Source organism: Streptomyces sp. NPDC051576 (assembly GCF_040681835.1).
Taxonomy (GTDB): Bacteria; Actinomycetota; Actinomycetes; order Streptomycetales; family Streptomycetaceae; genus Streptomyces.
Genome location: NZ_JBFAZO010000003.1, coordinates 395,548 through 411,410 on the forward strand (window position 1 = coordinate 395,548; position 15,863 = coordinate 411,410).

Consider the following 15,863-nt stretch of genomic DNA (forward strand, 5'->3'; position numbering starts at 1 on the left):
CCCCCGCTTCACCCTTCGGCTTGCCGGTAAATGATGGTGGTGCTGCCCACGACGATCCGCGAGCCGTCGCGGAGCGTAGCGCGGGTGGTGTGCTGCCCGTCCACCACGATGCCGTTGGTGGACCCGAGATCCTGGATCGTCGAGGGCGTTCCGGTCCGGATCTCACAGTGCCGGCGGGATACGCCGGGGTCGTCGATCCGCACGTCGGCTTCGGTGCTGCGGCCCATCACCAACGTCGCGCGGGAGATCTGATGGCGGGCGCCGTTGATCTCCACCCAGTAGCGCATCCGCGCGCCTGCCGCCGGGGCGGCCGGGGCCGACTGGAGGTAGGGCGCGGAGCCGCGGCCGCCGGGCGGCGGTGCGGCCGGCATGGGCGGCGGGGCGCTCGCGGGGGCGGCGGCGGGCGGATAGCCGTACCCGCCGGGCCGGCCCGCTGCCGACGGGGGTGCCGCCGGAGCGGGGGTCCCGGGAGCCTGCTGGTTGGTGGAGGCGGCGAGCGTACGGCTGCGCACCCGGTACAGACCGGTGTCGAGGTCGTCCGCCTTCTCCAGGTGGACCTTGATGGGTCCCATGAAGGTGTAGCGCTGCTGCTTGGCGTAGTCGCGCACCATGCCGGCGAGCTCGTCGCCGAGCTGGCCGGAGTAGGGGCTGAGCCGCTCGAAGTCCGGCGTGCTCAGCTCCACGATGAAGTCGTTGGGTACGACGGTCCGGTCGCGGTTCCAGATCGTCGCGTTGTTGTCACACTCCCGCTGGAGCGCGCCGGCGATCTCGACTGGCTGGACCTCGGACTTGAACACCTTGGCGAAGGTGCCGTTGACCAGACCTTCGAGGCGTTGCTCGAACTTCTTCAGGACTCCCATGGGGCACCTCCTCCGTCGTTGCCTTCGTACTGCTTACTGATCGTATCCACGCGCCGGTAAATCGGCTGGTTCCCCCTTGTCGGCCCGGTCGAACTCCTTCTGCACCACTACCTGTGCACTACTCCTGCCCAGGATCGTAGAGGGGGCCGCAGACAAGTGTCCCGCACCTGACTGTGGACCTTGCCCGCCTCCTGGGGAGATGGCCGCTACCGGTACGAGGTTGATACGTGAACCGGCCCACGTTGATACGTGGCGAGGGGGGCGGGGCGTTCGGAGGGGCTGGTGGGGCCCGGTGGGGGTCCCGCGCGCGGGGTCCTGCCCAGGGGAAAGCGATGTGAATCCACCCCGGGCACCGTGCTAATCTTCTGCATGTCGGAAGGCGCCAGCCCCTAGCGGGACGGGCCCGAGGACACACCCAATGCGCGGGTGGCGGAATAGGCAGACGCGCTGGATTCAGGTTCCAGTGCCCGAAAGGGCGTGGGGGTTCAACTCCCCCCTCGCGCACAACGAGAAACCGACGAAACGGGCTCTCACCAGTGACGGAAGTCACGGTGAGAGCCCGTTTCTCGTTGGTGTGCGGGGCTACGGCCCGGACGGGGACGTGGCAGGGCCCCGGCCGTGAGATACCTCACCGCCGGGGCCCTGCTTCGTTGCTGCTGGTTGTTTTCCGGGTGGTGCTGGGGTGGTGCCGGCTCGGGTCAGGAGGCCGGCGCCAGATGTCCGGTGGGTGTCCAGACCTTGCGCTCTTTGGTCTTCCGCCTGTGATGCGTGCGACGGCGCGGACGCTCACCGCCGAGTGCGAGCGTCTCCAGCCACTTCTTGATCTTTCGGCGGTTCGCGTGGGCGAGTTGGAAGGCCAGGAGGATCGTCTGGGCCGCGATGCCGCGGATGCGGCGTGAGCCTGCGGCTTCGATGCCTTCGGCGAGGGGGTTCTTGGCGTAGCCGTTGTAGCCCTCGACGCTGTTGCGGAGCCGGAAGTAGACCTTCTGCCATTCCGGGCCGCCGTACTCCAGGACCTGCCACTGCTTGGCGCCGGCTTCCGGGCTGACGGTGACGGCGTTCTGGCGGCAGACCTTGACCGGGCCCGCAGGGCTGGGTTTCGGGTCGATCAGGGGGAGGCGGATGCCGCGCCCCAGGGTGTGGGGCTTGATGAGGCACTGGGCCTTGCCCGCTTCGGCGGGGCACATCATCCGCTGGTAGCCGTCGGCGTCGGCGTTCTGTTTCGGCATGAGGCGGTAGCTGCGGCGGGCGGCGATCAGCCGGACCCAGGTCTCCCGGTCGATGCGCTCGGTGTACAGGTCGATGGTGGCGTTGATGAGGGGCTTTGGCATGGACGGGCAGTACCAGCGGCCTTCGACGAGGATCGCGCCTTCCGTTCCGCCCTGCTTGCCGAGCTGGTCTCCCCGGTAGTCGTAGACGGGTTTGTAGCCCATGGCCCGGACGGGGATCTGCCACTCCGTGGGCTCGGAGTTGTTGTAGGCGCGGTCGCCGGCGAGGTAGCCGGGTTTGTATCCGCGTTCCTGGAGCCGGTTGAGGATCTTCATGCCGTTGTAGGCGGGGCGTTGCCCGGGTTTGTCGAGGGCGACACCGAGGACGAGGGCCGGCAGGACGTCGGGGTTCGGGGTGCCGTCGTCGAGGAGCACGGTGTCGTGTTCGGTGTCACGGGTCACGATGAGGTGGGCGTCGTAGCCGTAGAGGTACTTCTTCTTGAGAGAGGTCTTCTTCTTGCGCTTGGGGGTCCGGGCTTTGCCTTTCTTGGCGGGAGGTGGAGGCGGGCGCATGGAGTCGGAGACCGGGGCGTCGGGGTCGCGGTGGTCGCCGTCGCGTACGTACCAGCCGCCGTCGGGGTCGGTGGCGAGTTCGGGCCCGTTCGTGGCACGGCCGCGGGAGAACGTGCGGATGGGGGTGGCGTCGATGCCCATGGAGACCTCTGCCAGCTCCGCCAGGAGGCTGTGGAGAGGACGTACGGAGGCATCCAGCACGAACTCGGTGAACAGGGCCAGACGCCGTTCGCGCTCCACAGGTCGTCCGTGTCCGCCGCTGCGGTCAGTGCGTGGGCCTCGCCGCGTGAGAGGTGCTTGTTGGGCGGCAACGGGGAGGGGTTCATCGCGTCCTTCATGGAGTGGAAGAGACGCCGGACAACGGCGTAGGCCGCCTCGAATCCCCGGTCGTGGTCTTCGTACTCGGCTATGCCGAGTCGGGCGCGCAGGCGCGGGCTGACGCGGAAGTACAGGATGTCCGTGACCCGTTCCAGCACGATCTTGCCGACGGTGTCCTGGGTGCAGAGGTGCAGGCCGACCAGGAGGCTTCTGGGATGCAGGGTGCGGTGGCGGCCGCGCAGGAGGTGGACGAACTCCTCCAGCAGCGGGACGAGTTGGCTGTTGTCGACTTCCTCGATCGCGGCTCCGACGTCGGCGTCGTCGATGAACCGGCGCTCGGTGCGCATTGCCAGGAGGCGCTCGTGGCGATCGGTGGGCAGGCTGCGCGGCACGGTCATTGGCTGCCTCGCAGCAGGCGGGCGGCTTCTTCCGCGGGGACGGCGCTCAGGAACGGCAGGATGCGGGAGAGGCCGTGGAGGGTGTCGACGCCGGCCGCCGCCACGATGACGGTGATGGGAAGCCGCGCTTCGAAGAGCTCGACCAGCCACGTGGACCTGAGGCGGCCCATGACCAGGCGAGGGACGTTCGGGCTGGGCTGGGTGCGGGCCAGGAAGTTCGTGACGGTGTTGGTGCCACGGCTGTAGGAGTTGGGGCGGAACAGGTACTGCGCGGCGCCCACGGTCTCAAGACGGTCGGCGGCGGAGGCCAGGACTCCTTCCCAGGGGCGGCGGCAGAGGATTTCCCGTTTCCGGGAGCCGCGCGTGACCACGACGACTGGGCCGGCACCTTCCGAGGATCTGCGGACGTCATGGACGCGGACCCGGATGACTTCCGGTGAGTCGAGGCCGACACCGAGACCGAGTGCCATGAGCCTCTTGCAGCCCCATCGAAGCTCCTCGGTGGGCTGCCCACTGGTCCAGCCCCACAGGTCCGCGAGCTCAGTCCGGCTGTACGGGCTGTTGGGAACCGAAGCCGACAGTTTGGCGGGCTTTCCGGTCCGGCATTCGCCGCCCAGGACGATCTCGCTCAGCCGTAGAAGCCTGGTCCGGTAGTTGCCGCGGGTGCTCTCCCTCACGTTGGGGCAGCCGATCGCGATGAATCGCTCGATCACCTCCCGGGCGAGCCACACCTCGGCTTTCCCCGGCAGGCCCTCGCCGTTGCAGAAGAGGGCCAACTGGGCCAGCGCGGTGAGGAGTTCACGGGCTTGGTAGGGCAGAAGGGGATCGGCGAGGCGGACGACACAGCGTACTTCGTCGCCGACGCGGCTCCACCCCGCGGGGGAGCCGGACGGGCCGTAGGCATCAATCCGCTGACTCATCACATGTCGCCAAACCAACACCCCAGCCGGAGGAGTGTTATTCGAATAACATGTAGCCGTGGCAGCAGCCGCGCGCGACCGGGGAGGACCGGATGGGTCAGACTTCACCTCATGCCCCAAGGAGATGCCCGCCGACTGCCGCCGCGCGCGTACTGCGCCGGCGGTACGTGGCCTGAGGCCGTCATGGAGGAGCACCACGGGGCGCGGGTCGCCCAGGCTCTGGCTGCCAGGCTGGAAGCGGCGATTGGGAAGAAGGACTGGTCGGTGGCCGAGCTGTCCCGGCGCAGCGGGGTGGCCCGCTACACGATTGCCAAGGCGCTGGCCGGTGAATCCTGGCCCGACCTGCTCACTATCGCCAATCTCGAAAAGGCGCTGGGCGTGGATCTCTGGCCGGGGCGAGAAGTGTGACGAGAACGGCCACGACGGCCGAAAGAAGGACTGTTCGAGACTGAACACGATGTGGTCATCCCTTCGAGGGAAGGGCGGGACCATATTTCGCAGCGCGCTACCGGAGGCATGAAGGCGTCCGTAAAATACAGCGTGGTGCGAACTGATCCGGCACTGTGGAAGGTCGTCGGGAGGTTCGTCGCTGTGGGCCGCCATCGCGGAAGCAATTCCAGGTGGCGGCCCTCTCCATGCTGGGTGAAGGGGCTGTGCGAGGGTGTTCTACGAGGTCTGCCGGCCGCCGGCCGCGTACTGATAATTCGAACCCGGGTGCTTTACGAGCTCCTCGGCGCGCACGAGTTCGTCCATTGACACGCGTACGCTTTTCGTCTTGGTGGGTACGTTCAGAGCCACGGCCATGGAGCCGGCCTTCCAGAGACGCTGAGGGTCCTGGCGCATGAGTTCGCGGATGCGGTCCTTGCGGGTCTGACCATGTGCATTGGGAGACTCCATCTCGTTCTCCTCATCGTCGTCGTCCGCTGTTGCCTGGCGCTGGTCAGGGATGCCGCTGCGCTTCCACTCCTCGGCGATGTCCTTGTGCTTCTTGAGCTGCCGCACGAGGCGCAGCTCCTGTCGCACCTTGTAGATCCTTCTGCAGACCCTCCTCTTTCTCCTCGAGCCTCTCGAAATAGGTGTCGGGGTCACCGGCGAACTCTTCCCACGGAAGGTCCTCAATCATTGGTGAACCGTATCTATGACAGAGCATTGGCAACCCTCTCCGTAAGGGGTATGTCACTCGAAAAGGCGACATGATCAATTACCCTTGCCGATTAAGTTCGAAGATGCTCGAAAAGGTCGAATTATCCCCTGTCTCGCCTGCCCACCCACAGTCACCTGTGGTCCTTGTCTCGAACTTCCCTATTCCCTGTGCCTGTTTAGGATGCGTGATATTTCCTTGCTTTCCCTGGCGGGTATTACGTACGAGGGAATGTGATGGATCATTGGGTAATCTGGCATAGGGGATTCCTTTCCTTGCCTCCCTGGCTACCTGTGTTGAAGGGGTAGGTGGATAGGTGAAGGGTGTGGAATCCTTGTGGCATGCGAGCGTGCGCAGCGTTGTCCCCGATGGGTAGGAGCACAGGTAAGACGTGCCGTGCCGGATAGGGGAACGGGCAAGTCAAGGATCTGTACGGCTACCCGTGGGAGTCGTGAGTTTCGAGTGCTGTGCGAGACACAGCCAAGGGGTAGGGGCAAAGACTTACATGAACGTGCCTCCGGGCTGCCCTGCGATCGTCCGCCTGAGGCAATCGTTCGGAGACGAGCATGCAGAGGTAGCTCGGACGTACCCAGCCTGTGCACAGGGAACTAGGAGAGGACAGGTAGGTCGACGGGCCAGGAGAGCTGTTGATACGGGTAAGCATCACTGCACATGGCCAGGTATGGACGGCCGGACATCCTCTGAACAGGTCTGCCGCAGGCAGGCGTTTCAGCGACCAGATTGAGCGGATACCCCGGTCTCCTGTCCGCGAGATTATGAACGCGGAACCCGATCACTGACGAATGATCGAAGCCCGAATCGGTGAGGTCCGGCCCAAAGGGAAACGTCCAGTCGATGCATGCCCGGACAGTGGCCGCAACCCGTCGATCCGACAGACCTCCACGAACCGGAGCACCGAGACGAGGGCGAGCCGGTGGGCCGCCGGAAGGCCTGACCGCGTCGTCGACACAGTTCCCCGAAGCCTCCCGTCATGGAACAGCCGCCCGAGCACATCACAGTGCAGGTGCTCTGACACCTCACCGGGGACACCGGGATGCGGCGACGGGGTACTCACCTGATGGCGACGTCCCCGTATCTGGCTCGATCCGCCCATCGACTTGCTCGACTTGTTCCGGGTGGCCAAGCACCCTGAGCGGCTCACGGTCCATCAGCTAGCCAGGCCTTTCGGCGGTGAGACCGGCGACCACATTGACGGCGGCGATCACCTCGTTTTCCTCCTTGCTCCGGAAGCGGCGGAGAGGCTCGCGGGCGGCCGGACCACTCCCCTGTCGCTGAACGCCACGCTTGAGCTTGGCATCATCCCCGGCCACCCCGTGAATTGACCGTCAGAACTCGCGATACGGACGGCGGTCCAGACACCGCACCAGTACGTTCCTGGTAGGACGTAGTCGACATCGAGCTGATCGCGGCCACGTCCACTCATGCGGTCGTGTGGCGAGGCCCGACCCGTGCTGCGAAGGGCGTCGACGGTAGGCCGAGTCGTTGGCCGGCCCGCCGTTTGCACAGCCAGAGGGCGGCATATCTCCTGAAACACAGTGCGGAGGTGATGGCGCTTGACCGGCCCATGTGGCTCTGACCTGTGGAAGGTGTCCTGTCGGTGGAAGGCTGTAAGGGCCGGATCGCCATTCCGTTGCCTGTGGTTGTCCGCCTCTGTGGACCCGCCGTGGGACGGTGCCCCGGGGTGGCGGCCCTTGCCCCGTGCGTGACGCGTCCCCAACCAGGCACGCCGTGTTGTCCTCCCGCCTTCGATTCTCCGTCGAGACTGCGCACGCCGATCGCATGGCCGTCGACCGGGTCGGTCCTGGTCAGGCGGGGACGCTCACTCGTTGTCGTTCCGCCTCCGCGAGGCGCGTCGAGCGTGTCCGGGTACCGAAGGCGGCCAGGGTGATCGCGCCGAGGAGCCAGGTGCCGGCGATGAAGTAGAAGACGCTCTGGTAGCCGTGGCCGTTGTAGAGCGCGGCGACGATCAGGGGGCCGGCGGCGTTGGACAGGCGGCCGAGGCCGTAGGAGACGCTCGTGCCCAGTGAGCGGCTGCGGGTGTCGAAGAGTTCGGGGGAGTAGGCGTAGGCGAGGGCGGTGTAGCCGCGTTCGAAGAGGTTCACCAGGAAGCCGAACACGACGATGATGAGTGGATTGAAGGTGAGGCCGTACAGCAGGCCGCAGACCGCGATCACCGTGCCGAAGGCGACCAGGCACCATTTGCGCTCGAACCGGTCGGTGACCAGGGAGGCCAGGTAGCAGCCGAGAGGTGCGCCGACAGTGGTGAGGGCCACGTAGAAGACGGACTTCTCGACGCTGAAGCCCTCCTTGGCCAGCAGGGTGGGTGCCCAGCTGGAGTATCCGAAGAAGCCGATGGTCTGGGTCATCCACAGTGCGGTGAGCAGGAGCGTCGGGAGCAGGTACTTCCGCTGGAGGAGCAGTCGCAGGGGCGCCTTTGCCGACGGCTTCTCGCCGACCGGGGCAGCAGGCTCCGGCAGGGGTCCCTTCTCCGCGGCGACGCGTGCCTCTATCTCCCGCAGGATCGTGTCCGCCGCGGCGTGGTCACCCCTGCTTTCGAGCCAGCGCGGTGACTCCTTGAGGTGCCGGGTGAACAGGACGAGCAGGATGCCCAGGGAGCCCCAGAGGTAGACCAGCCGCCACGACCAGTCGTTGAGCGGTACGACCGCGCTGGCGATGAGGTTGGTGACGGGGGTGCCGCAGATGCCGATGGCGATGGCGTACGCCTGGTACTTGCCGCGGGTCGCGGACGGGTACATCTCGTTGACGTAGACGACTCCCACGACGGTCATCGCCGACAGGCCGGCCGAGGTCAGGACGCGGAAGACGCCCAGGGACACGAGGTCCCAGGAGAACACGGCGGCGAACGAGGAGAGGCCGAAGAAGAGTGTCGTCCACAGCAGGGCCCGTTTGCGGCCCCATCGGTCGGCGAGGGAGCCGGCGACGATCGCGCCGACGAACATGCCGACGAACGACAGCGAGGTGACGTAGGCGATCTGGTCGACCGTCACGCCCCAGAGCTTGATCAGTTTCGGTGCGGTGGTGGCGAAGCTGTTGATGTCGGCGAACTCGAAGAAGTAGGCGAAGGCGACGGCGAGCAGGGTGACTTTGTGGAAGCGGGAGACGGGAAGCCGGTCCAGCCGGTTCAGCGCGTTGGCGTGTTGCATGAGCGGCCCTTGTCGAGGTCGAAGTCGGTGAGCAGGGTCGGGAGTTGGAGAGTCAGCGATCCTCGTCGGGCCAGTACAGGCGCATCGGGTTGGCGACGAGGAGCTTGTGGCGCTGTTCTTCGGTGACCGCCACCTGAGGGACGTGGTCGGCGAGGAGACCGTCGTCCGGCATGTGGTCGGTGAGGTTGGGGTGCGGCCAGTCGGTGCCCCACAGCACTCGGTCGGGGAACTCCGCCACGACGCGGCGGGCGAAGGGGACGACATCGGTGTAGGCGTGGCGTTCGCCGTTGAGGGCGGCCGGTCCCGTGACGCTGAGGCGCTCGGGGCAGGTCACCTTCACCCAGACGTCGTTGTCCTCGACGAAGCGCAGGAACCGGGTGAACTCCGGTCCCTCCACCGGCCGGGTCACATCCGGGCGGCCCATGTGGTCCACCACCAGCGGCACGGGCAACGACCCGAAGAATCCCTCCAGTTCGGGCAGGTCGGCGCTCTCGAAGTAGAGGACGACGTGCCAGCCCAGTGGGGCGACCTTCTTGGCGATCGTCTGCAGGTCGTCCTCGGGTGCGGTGTCGACCAGACGCCGTACGAAGTTGAAGCGGACCCCGCGCACGCCTGCCGCGTCGAGGGCGAGCAGTTCGCTCTCGTCGATGTCGGGTCGGACGGTCGCGATGCCGCGCGCCCGGCCTCCCGCGGCCCGGACGGCGTCGACCATGGCGCTGTTGTCCGCGCCGTGGCAGGTGGCTTGCACGATGACGTTGCGGGCGACGCCCAAGTGGTCGCGGAGCGCGAACAGTTCGTCCTTGCCGCCGTCGCAGGGCGTGTACTTGCGTTCCGGTGCGAAGGGGAACTCGGCCTGCGGGCCGAAGACATGGCAGTGGGTGTCGACGGTTCCGGGCGGCAGTCGGAAGGCCGGTTCGGACGGGTTCGTGTACCAGTCCAGCCAGCCGGGGGACTTGGGGGCGATGGCGCTCATGCGCGTCACCGGCCCTGGCGCTTCAGCAGCGCGTCGAGGCGGGGGTACACGGCGCGGGCGTTGTGTTCCTGGACCGCCGCCAGGTCGTCCGCGGGCAGCTTCGCCGCCTCCGCGTAGCGGCGGGTGTCGTCGAAGTGGTGGCCGGTGCACGGGTCCACGTCCCGCACCGCGCCGATCATTTCCGAGGCGAAGAGGATGTTGCGGGTGGGGATGACCTCGTGGAGGAGGTCGGAGCCGGGCTGGTGGTAGACGCAGGTGTCGAAGTAGACGTTGTCCAGGACGTGTTCCTCCAGCGGTGGCTTCCCGAGTGCCATCGCGAGGCCCCGGAAGCGGCCCCAGTGGTAGGGGACGGCGCCGCCGCCGTGCGGGATCACCAGGTGCAGGGTCGGGAAGTCGGCGAACAGGTCGCCCTGGACCAACTGCATGAACGCCGTGGTGTCGGCGTTGAGATAGTGCGCGCCGGTGGTGTGGAAGGCCGGGTTGACGCTTGTACTGACGTGGACCATCGCCGGGATGTCGTACTCCACCATCTTCTCGTAGAGCGGATACCACGAGCGGTCGGTGAGCGGTGGTGAGGTCCAGTGGCCGCCCGAGGGGTCGGGGTTGAGATTGACGGCGACGGCGCCCAACTCCTCTACGCAGCGCGTGAGTTCCGGGACGCAGGTGGCCGGATCGACGCCTGGCGATTGCGGCAGCATCGCGGCGGGCACGAAGCGCTCCGGATACAACTGGCTGACGCGGTGGCAGAGTTCGTTGCAGATGGCCGCCCACGCGGCGGAGGTCTCGAAGCCTCCGATGTGGTGTGCCATGAACGACGCGCGCGGCGAGAAGACCGTCACGTCGATGCCGCGCTCGTCCATCAGCCGCAACTGGTTCGGCTCGATGCTCTCGCGCAGTTCGTCGTCGCCGATGCGCAGGTCCGCGCGGGCGGGGGCGGCCGACGGGTCGGTGAGGGAGGCGACCTGCCGCGTGCGCCATGCCTCCAGGGCCGGCGGGGCGGTCGTGTAGTGACCGTGACAGTCGATGATCATTACGGTGTCCTTCTCGGGCTGCTGGGTGCCGTGCAGCCTGGCCCCGCCCCGCACCGGCGGACGAGAGGGCCTAACGCAGAACTAACCTCCCCTTAACACTCCGGCGGGTGCCCGGTCGGTGTGGTCTACATTCGGCTGGACGGGGTCGCCGGAGTGGCCGAAAGGAGGTGGGCGGAGTGCAGATACTGCTGGCCGAGGACGACGACGGGGTCGCCGCGGCGCTCGTGGAGGTCTTCTACGACCATGGCCACGTCACCAGGCGCGTCCGGTACGGCCGGGACGTCCTGACCTACCACCGCAGCTCCGACCTGCTGCTTCTCGACCTGGGCCTGCCCGACACCGGCGGCCTGGACGTGCTGCGCGTGCTGCGCGCGGTCAGTGACATGTCGGTCGTGGTGCTCACCGCCCGCGGCGACGAGCGCTCGGTCGTGCGCGGACTACGGCTCGGGGCCGACGACTACCTCGTCAAGCCGGTACGTCTCGCGGAACTGCTCGCGCGGATCGACGCCGTCACCCGGCGGACAGCGGCGAGGGAGGGCTCGACTGTACGGACGGTCCGTGCCGGTGACGTCGAGGTGGATCTCGACGCGCGCCGGGTCCGGGTCGGCGGGGCCGCCGTCGAGCTGACCACCAAGGAGTTCGACATCCTCGCCGTGCTGGCCGGACGGGCGGGCACCGCGGTCAGCCGTGAACAGCTCCTGGACGAGGTGTGGGGCGATGCCTACCACGCCGTGTCCCGGTCGCTCGACGTCCATCTCACGCAGCTGCGTGCCAAGCTCGCGCGCCCCGAACTGCTCACCACGATCCGGGGCTTCGGCTACCGCTTCGGGGACCTCGGGAACTGAGGAACCGACGCGTGCGCACCCGGGTCCAGGCCGCGCTGCTGCTGTTCGTCGTGATCGCGGTGGCCGCGTTCGCCGTACCGCTGCTGCTGTTCACCGCGTCCGACCGCACGCAGCAGCTTGTCCTCGCCCGCAGTGGGGACCTCGACCGCTTCGCGTCCCTCATGGACCAGGCCGAGCAGACCGGCGACACCTCGGCCGTCACCGCCGAGGCCCGCCGCTACACCCAGCTGTACGGCGAACCGCTCGTCGTCACCGACACCCGCCGCAGACCGATCGTCCAGACCGGCGGTATGCAGGCCGCCGACCCTGCCGTCGGCAGGTTGCTCGACGCGGCGCTCCGCAACCAGACCGCACATCCCACGGGGGCGCTGCGCCCCTGGTCGAAGGGGTCCCGGATGTTCGCCGAGCCCGCGGGCACCGGGACCCGGGTGTCCGGCGCCGTCGTGCTCCGGGCCTCGGTCGACACGGCGGCGGAGGACATCACCCGGCGCTGGGCCGCCGTCATCGCGGGAACCGCTCTGGTGGCCGTCGCCTGTACGGTCCTCGCGCGGGCCGCGACGAGGTGGGTGGTCAGCCCGCTGCGCCGCCTGGACCGCGCGGTCGGACAACTCGCCGCAGGGCTCCCGCCCGAACAGACCCGGACCGGCGGCCCACCGGAACTGCGCCAGCTCGCGACCGGCTTCAACCGCATGGCGCGTACGGTCACGGCTGCCCTGGAACAGCAGCGCCGGCTCGTCGCCGACACCTCCCACCAGATGCGCAATCCCATGGCCGCGCTACGGCTGCGCGTCGACGCCCTGCACCGCCACCTGCCCGCGTCCGCCGACCGCACGTACACCGGCGTGACCACCGAACTCGACCGCCTGGAAACCCTGCTCGACGACATGCTGACCCTCGCCACCGCGGAACACCGCGCCGGGGAACTCGCCGTGACCGACGACCCCGGCGCCCACTGCGACGCCACGGCGGTCGCGACCGCCCAGTACCGGCTGTGGGAGCCGGTCGCCCACCGCGCCGGCACCCGCCTCACACTCCAAACCGACGCGACCCCGGTCATGGCCGCCTGCACCGACCACGAACTCGCCCAGATCACGGACATCCTCCTGGACAACGCCATCAAGTACGCAGGCCCCGACGCCGAGATCTCCCTGCGCTGCACCGTCGAAGGACCGCACGCGGCCCTTACCGTGACGGACGACGGCCCCGGCCTGACCCCGGGGGAAATCGCCCAGGCCACTACGAGATTCTGGCGCTCCGGCCGACAACGACAGGACGGGACAGCCGGTACGGGCCTGGGGCTGGCCATCGTCGAACAGCTGCTGGCGGGCAGGGGAGGCCGACTGGAGCTGGAGCCCGCGCGACCACGAGGACTGCGGGCCACAGCGGTTCTACCGTGTGCCGTGGCCGGCGCGGCCGACCGCGGCAATGTCGGTGCGGGATGAACGGCCACAGCCACGCCCATAGCTCGCCGCGCGGGGCGACCGCGGCCTGCCGTGATCCGCGCGGCGGCACACGATGACCCGCCCTCTCGACCGCCGCACCCTTCTCCACGCCGCACTCGGCGCGACGACCGCCGCCGTCCTCGGGGGCGCGCTCAACGGCGACGCCTCCGGCCAGCGGCCCGGACCGAGCGGTGTCCTGCGCTTCGCGACCGGAGAACCCACGGCGTTCTACGAGGCTTTCGGCCGCCTCCTCGCCGCCGAACTCACGGCTGCGTACCCCCGCCTGAGCTGCCGCGTCCGCACCACCCCGGGCAGCCTCACCAACATCGAACTGCTCCGCGACCGCCGTGCCGACCTCGCGCTCGTCCTCACCGACACCGCGCGGGCGGCCCAGGGAACCGCCCTCTTCCCGAACCCCGTTCCCCTGCGCGCGATCGGCAGGCTGTACGAGACCTACCTCCAGTTCGTCGTCCGCGCCGATTCGAGCGTGCGTACGGTGGCCGACCTGGCCGGACACACCGTGTCGCTCGGCGCTGCCGGTTCGGGCGCGGCCGTGCTCGGCGAACAGCTCTTGCACGCCGCGGGTCTGTCGCCGGGCACCGAGGTCGCCGTACGCCATCTTCCGCTGGCCGACGCGGCCGACGCCCTGCGGACCGGCTCGGCCGATGCTCTGCTGGTGGCGGGCGGCGTACCGCTGCCGGTTCTGTCCGACCTCGACGACCGGTTCGGTCTGCGGTTCCTGCCGCTGGCCGGCCTGCTGCCCCGGCTCGGCGGACCGGGCGGCCAGGCGGCCTCGGGCCTGGAAGAGGTCTCCCTGCCGCAGGGCGCGTACCGGGCGGCGGGTGGAGTCGCCACCATCGGGGTGTCCAACCTGCTGGTGTGCCGCCCCGAGCTGCCCCGCGGCGTGGCCGAGGCGATCACCCGCCTGCTGGTCCAGCGCGCGACCGACCTCGTTCCCCGCAACGCCGTCGGTACCCAGTTCCTCGACGTCCGCAGTCTCATCGGGACGGGTGCCATCCCTCTGCACCCAGGGGCGGTCGCGGCGTACCGCACGCTGCACGGCTGAAGCCCGGACGACCTTGGCGGTGTACCGCGGTACCAGTCACCAACGGTGATTGTGGCCTCCGGGTCCACGGGTCGTGCCGTAGCCGCTCCTAGCCTCGAAGCAGTGACCCGGTCGGATGCCGGGCCGGACGGAAGCGGGGAGCACCACCGTGATCGAAGTTCATGAACTCACCAAGCGGTACGGGGACAGGACGGCGGTGGACGGGCTGAGTTTCACCGCGCCGCCGGGGCGGGTGACCGGGTTCCTGGGGCCGAACGGGGCCGGCAAGTCCACCACCATGCGGATGATCGTCGGCCTGGACGCGCCGACCGGCGGCACGGCCCTGGTCAACGGCAAGCCCTACGCCCAACACCGCGCCCCCTTGCAGGAGTTGGGGGTGCTGCTGGAGGCGAAGGCCGTGCATCCGGGTCGCTCGGCGTTCAACCACCTGATGGCGTTGGCGTACACCCATGGCGTGCCGAAGCGGCGGGTGGAGGAGGTCATCGACCTCGCCGGTCTGCACGCGGTGGCGCACAAGCGGGTGGGGGCGTTCTCGCTGGGGATGGGGCAGCGGCTGGGCATCGCCGCCGCGCTGCTGGGTGACCCGGCGGTGGTGATGCTGGACGAGCCGGTGAACGGGCTTGATCCCGAAGGTGTGCGCTGGGTGAGGGAGTTGCTGCGCGGGCTGGCGGCCGAGGGGCGCACGGTGATGCTGTCCTCGCATCTGATGAGCGAGATGGCGCAGACCGCCGACCGGCTGGTGGTTGTTGGCCGGGGCCGGCTGCTGGCCGAGACGACCGTCGACGCGCTGGTGGAGGCGTCGGCGGACAAGGGGGTGCGGGTGGCCACCGGTGAACCCGCGCGGCTGCGCTCGCTGCTGGCCGCCCCCGGTGTCACGGTGACCTCGACGGGCGCCGAGCGGCTGGTGGTCTCCGGCCTGGACACGCGGCGGATCGGGGAGGTGGCCGCCGAGCACCGGGTGCCGCTCTACGAACTGGCTGCCGAGTCGGTGTCGTTGGAGGAGGCGTTCATGCATCTGACGCAGGACGCGGTCGAGTACCAGAGCAGCGACGTGGGGAGGGCCGCCTGATGAGCACGAGCACTATCACCACCCCACCGGTGCGTCCGGCATATCGTGTGACCGGCCGAGGGGTGGTCCGGTCCGAGTGGTCCAAGTTCTGGTCGCTGCGCTCCAGCTGGATCACGCTGGGGGTCGCCGTGCTCTTCCTGGTCGCGATCGGGGCGATCGCCGCCGCCCTCTACAGTCCGGACGGCCCGCTGGGCGGCAAGGACGCGGACTCCGGTGCGGCACTGACCCTGGCGCTGGCCGGTACCAACCTCGCGGCCCTGGCCGTCGGCGCGCTGGGTGTCCTGCTGTCGGCGGGTGAGTACAGCACGGGCATGGTCCGCTCGACATTCGCTGCGGTGCCGGGCCGGCTGCCCGTGCTGTGGGCGAAGTGCGCGGTCTACGGTCCGATCGCGTTGGTCACGTCCACCGTCGGCGCCCTGGTCTCGTTCCTGGTCGGGAGCGCTGCCCTGCACGGCGAGAAGATCGCCCTGTCCCTTGGGGACGCCGGGGTCTTCCGGTGTCTGCTGGGAGCGGGCGTGTATCTGGGTCTGGTCGGTGTGTACGGCGTGACGGTCGGCCTGCTGGTGCGCAACAACGCCGGGGGTATCGCGATCCTGGCCGGTGTCGTGCTGGTCCTGCCCGGTCTGACCGGGCTACTCCCCAGTTCGCTGGGGGACACCGTCAGCCGGTATCTGCCCAGCAACGCGGGCCAGTCGGTGATGACCCTGCACGAGTCCAGCGACTCGCTGGTCAGTCCGGGGGCGGGTTTCACGGCGCTGCTGGTGTGGGCCCTATTGCTGCTGGCCGGTGCCGCCTACCGGCTGCGCCGCAGTGACGTCTGAGGTCGCGTCCGCG

General features: G+C 68.7%; 14 protein-coding genes and 1 tRNA gene. 8 read left to right on the forward strand and 7 right to left on the reverse strand.

Annotation, left to right across the window (positions count from 1 at the left end; translation table 11 throughout):
• Positions 1-8: 8 nt before the first annotated feature.
• Entirely contained in the window at positions 9-860 is an 852-nt protein-coding gene (locus AB0M63_RS11615; protein ID WP_366019218.1) for a DUF3662 and FHA domain-containing protein, read from the reverse strand.
• A 420-nt stretch (positions 861-1,280) separates the two neighbouring features.
• Between AB0M63_RS11615 and AB0M63_RS11620 the strand changes: the two genes are divergently transcribed.
• Positions 1,281-1,364: transfer RNA gene (locus AB0M63_RS11620), tRNA-Leu, on the forward strand.
• A 194-nt stretch (positions 1,365-1,558) separates the two neighbouring features.
• Here the strand turns inward: AB0M63_RS11620 and AB0M63_RS11625 are convergent.
• Positions 1,559-2,881 (reverse strand): hypothetical protein, encoded by a 1,323-nt coding sequence (locus AB0M63_RS11625; protein WP_366019219.1) that lies wholly within the window; start codon positions 2,879-2,881, stop codon positions 1,559-1,561.
• Positions 2,882-3,353: 472 nt separating this feature from the next.
• Positions 3,354-4,277: a hypothetical protein gene (locus tag AB0M63_RS11630; protein WP_366019220.1), complete on the reverse strand. Its 924-nt coding sequence runs from the start codon at positions 4,275-4,277 to the stop codon at positions 3,354-3,356.
• Positions 4,278-4,460: 183 nt separating this feature from the next.
• Between AB0M63_RS11630 and AB0M63_RS11635 the strand changes: the two genes are divergently transcribed.
• A complete protein-coding gene (locus tag AB0M63_RS11635) occupies positions 4,461-4,685 on the forward strand; it encodes a helix-turn-helix transcriptional regulator (protein WP_366019221.1) in 225 nt (74 codons plus the stop codon).
• 258 nt (positions 4,686-4,943) lie between these two features.
• Here AB0M63_RS11635 and AB0M63_RS11640 read toward each other — a convergent pair whose 3' ends face one another.
• Complete coding sequence (locus AB0M63_RS11640) at positions 4,944-5,300, reverse strand: hypothetical protein (protein WP_366019222.1); 357 nt, start codon at positions 5,298-5,300, stop codon at positions 4,944-4,946.
• Between the two features lie 1,236 nt (positions 5,301-6,536).
• Here AB0M63_RS11640 and AB0M63_RS11645 point away from each other — a divergent pair.
• Positions 6,537-6,761 carry a hypothetical protein gene (locus tag AB0M63_RS11645; RefSeq protein ID WP_366019223.1) on the forward strand — a complete coding sequence of 75 codons (225 nt, stop codon included), beginning with the start codon at positions 6,537-6,539 and terminating at the stop codon, positions 6,759-6,761.
• A 483-nt stretch (positions 6,762-7,244) separates the two neighbouring features.
• Here the strand turns inward: AB0M63_RS11645 and AB0M63_RS11650 are convergent, their stop codons facing one another.
• The 3 genes from AB0M63_RS11650 to AB0M63_RS11660 are packed head-to-tail and all read right to left on the reverse strand — an operon-like array spanning position 7,245 to position 10,607.
• Positions 7,245-8,603 (reverse strand): MFS transporter, encoded by a 1,359-nt coding sequence (locus AB0M63_RS11650; RefSeq protein ID WP_366019224.1) that lies wholly within the window; start codon positions 8,601-8,603, stop codon positions 7,245-7,247.
• A 52-nt stretch (positions 8,604-8,655) separates the two neighbouring features.
• Positions 8,656-9,576, reverse strand: coding sequence for an amidohydrolase family protein (locus tag AB0M63_RS11655; protein ID WP_366019225.1), 921 nt, complete (start codon positions 9,574-9,576; stop codon positions 8,656-8,658).
• Between the two features lie 5 nt (positions 9,577-9,581).
• Entirely contained in the window at positions 9,582-10,607 is a 1,026-nt protein-coding gene (locus AB0M63_RS11660; RefSeq protein WP_366019226.1) for an amidohydrolase family protein, read from the reverse strand.
• Positions 10,608-10,783: 176 nt separating this feature from the next.
• Here AB0M63_RS11660 and AB0M63_RS11665 point away from each other — a divergent pair, with 176 nt between their 5' ends.
• The 5 genes from AB0M63_RS11665 (at position 10,784) to AB0M63_RS11685 (ending at position 15,850) form a co-directional block, all read left to right on the forward strand.
• Positions 10,784-11,452, forward strand: coding sequence for a response regulator transcription factor (locus tag AB0M63_RS11665; RefSeq protein WP_366019227.1), 669 nt, complete (start codon positions 10,784-10,786; stop codon positions 11,450-11,452).
• Between the two features lie 11 nt (positions 11,453-11,463).
• Entirely contained in the window at positions 11,464-12,894 is a 1,431-nt protein-coding gene (locus tag AB0M63_RS11670; RefSeq protein ID WP_366019228.1) for a HAMP domain-containing sensor histidine kinase, read from the forward strand.
• Positions 12,895-12,967: 73 nt separating this feature from the next.
• Complete coding sequence (locus AB0M63_RS11675; RefSeq protein ID WP_366019229.1) at positions 12,968-13,960, forward strand: TAXI family TRAP transporter solute-binding subunit; 993 nt, start codon at positions 12,968-12,970, stop codon at positions 13,958-13,960.
• Positions 13,961-14,108: 148 nt separating this feature from the next.
• The gene (locus AB0M63_RS11680) at positions 14,109-15,029 is read left to right on the forward strand and encodes an ABC transporter ATP-binding protein (RefSeq protein ID WP_366019230.1); all 921 of its coding nucleotides are present in this window, start codon (positions 14,109-14,111) and stop codon (positions 15,027-15,029) included.
• Positions 15,029-15,850 carry an ABC transporter permease gene (locus AB0M63_RS11685; protein WP_366019231.1) on the forward strand — a complete coding sequence of 274 codons (822 nt, stop codon included), beginning with the start codon at positions 15,029-15,031 and terminating at the stop codon, positions 15,848-15,850. Before AB0M63_RS11680 ends, AB0M63_RS11685 begins: the two co-directional genes overlap by 1 nt.
• Positions 15,851-15,863: the final 13 nt, after the last annotated feature.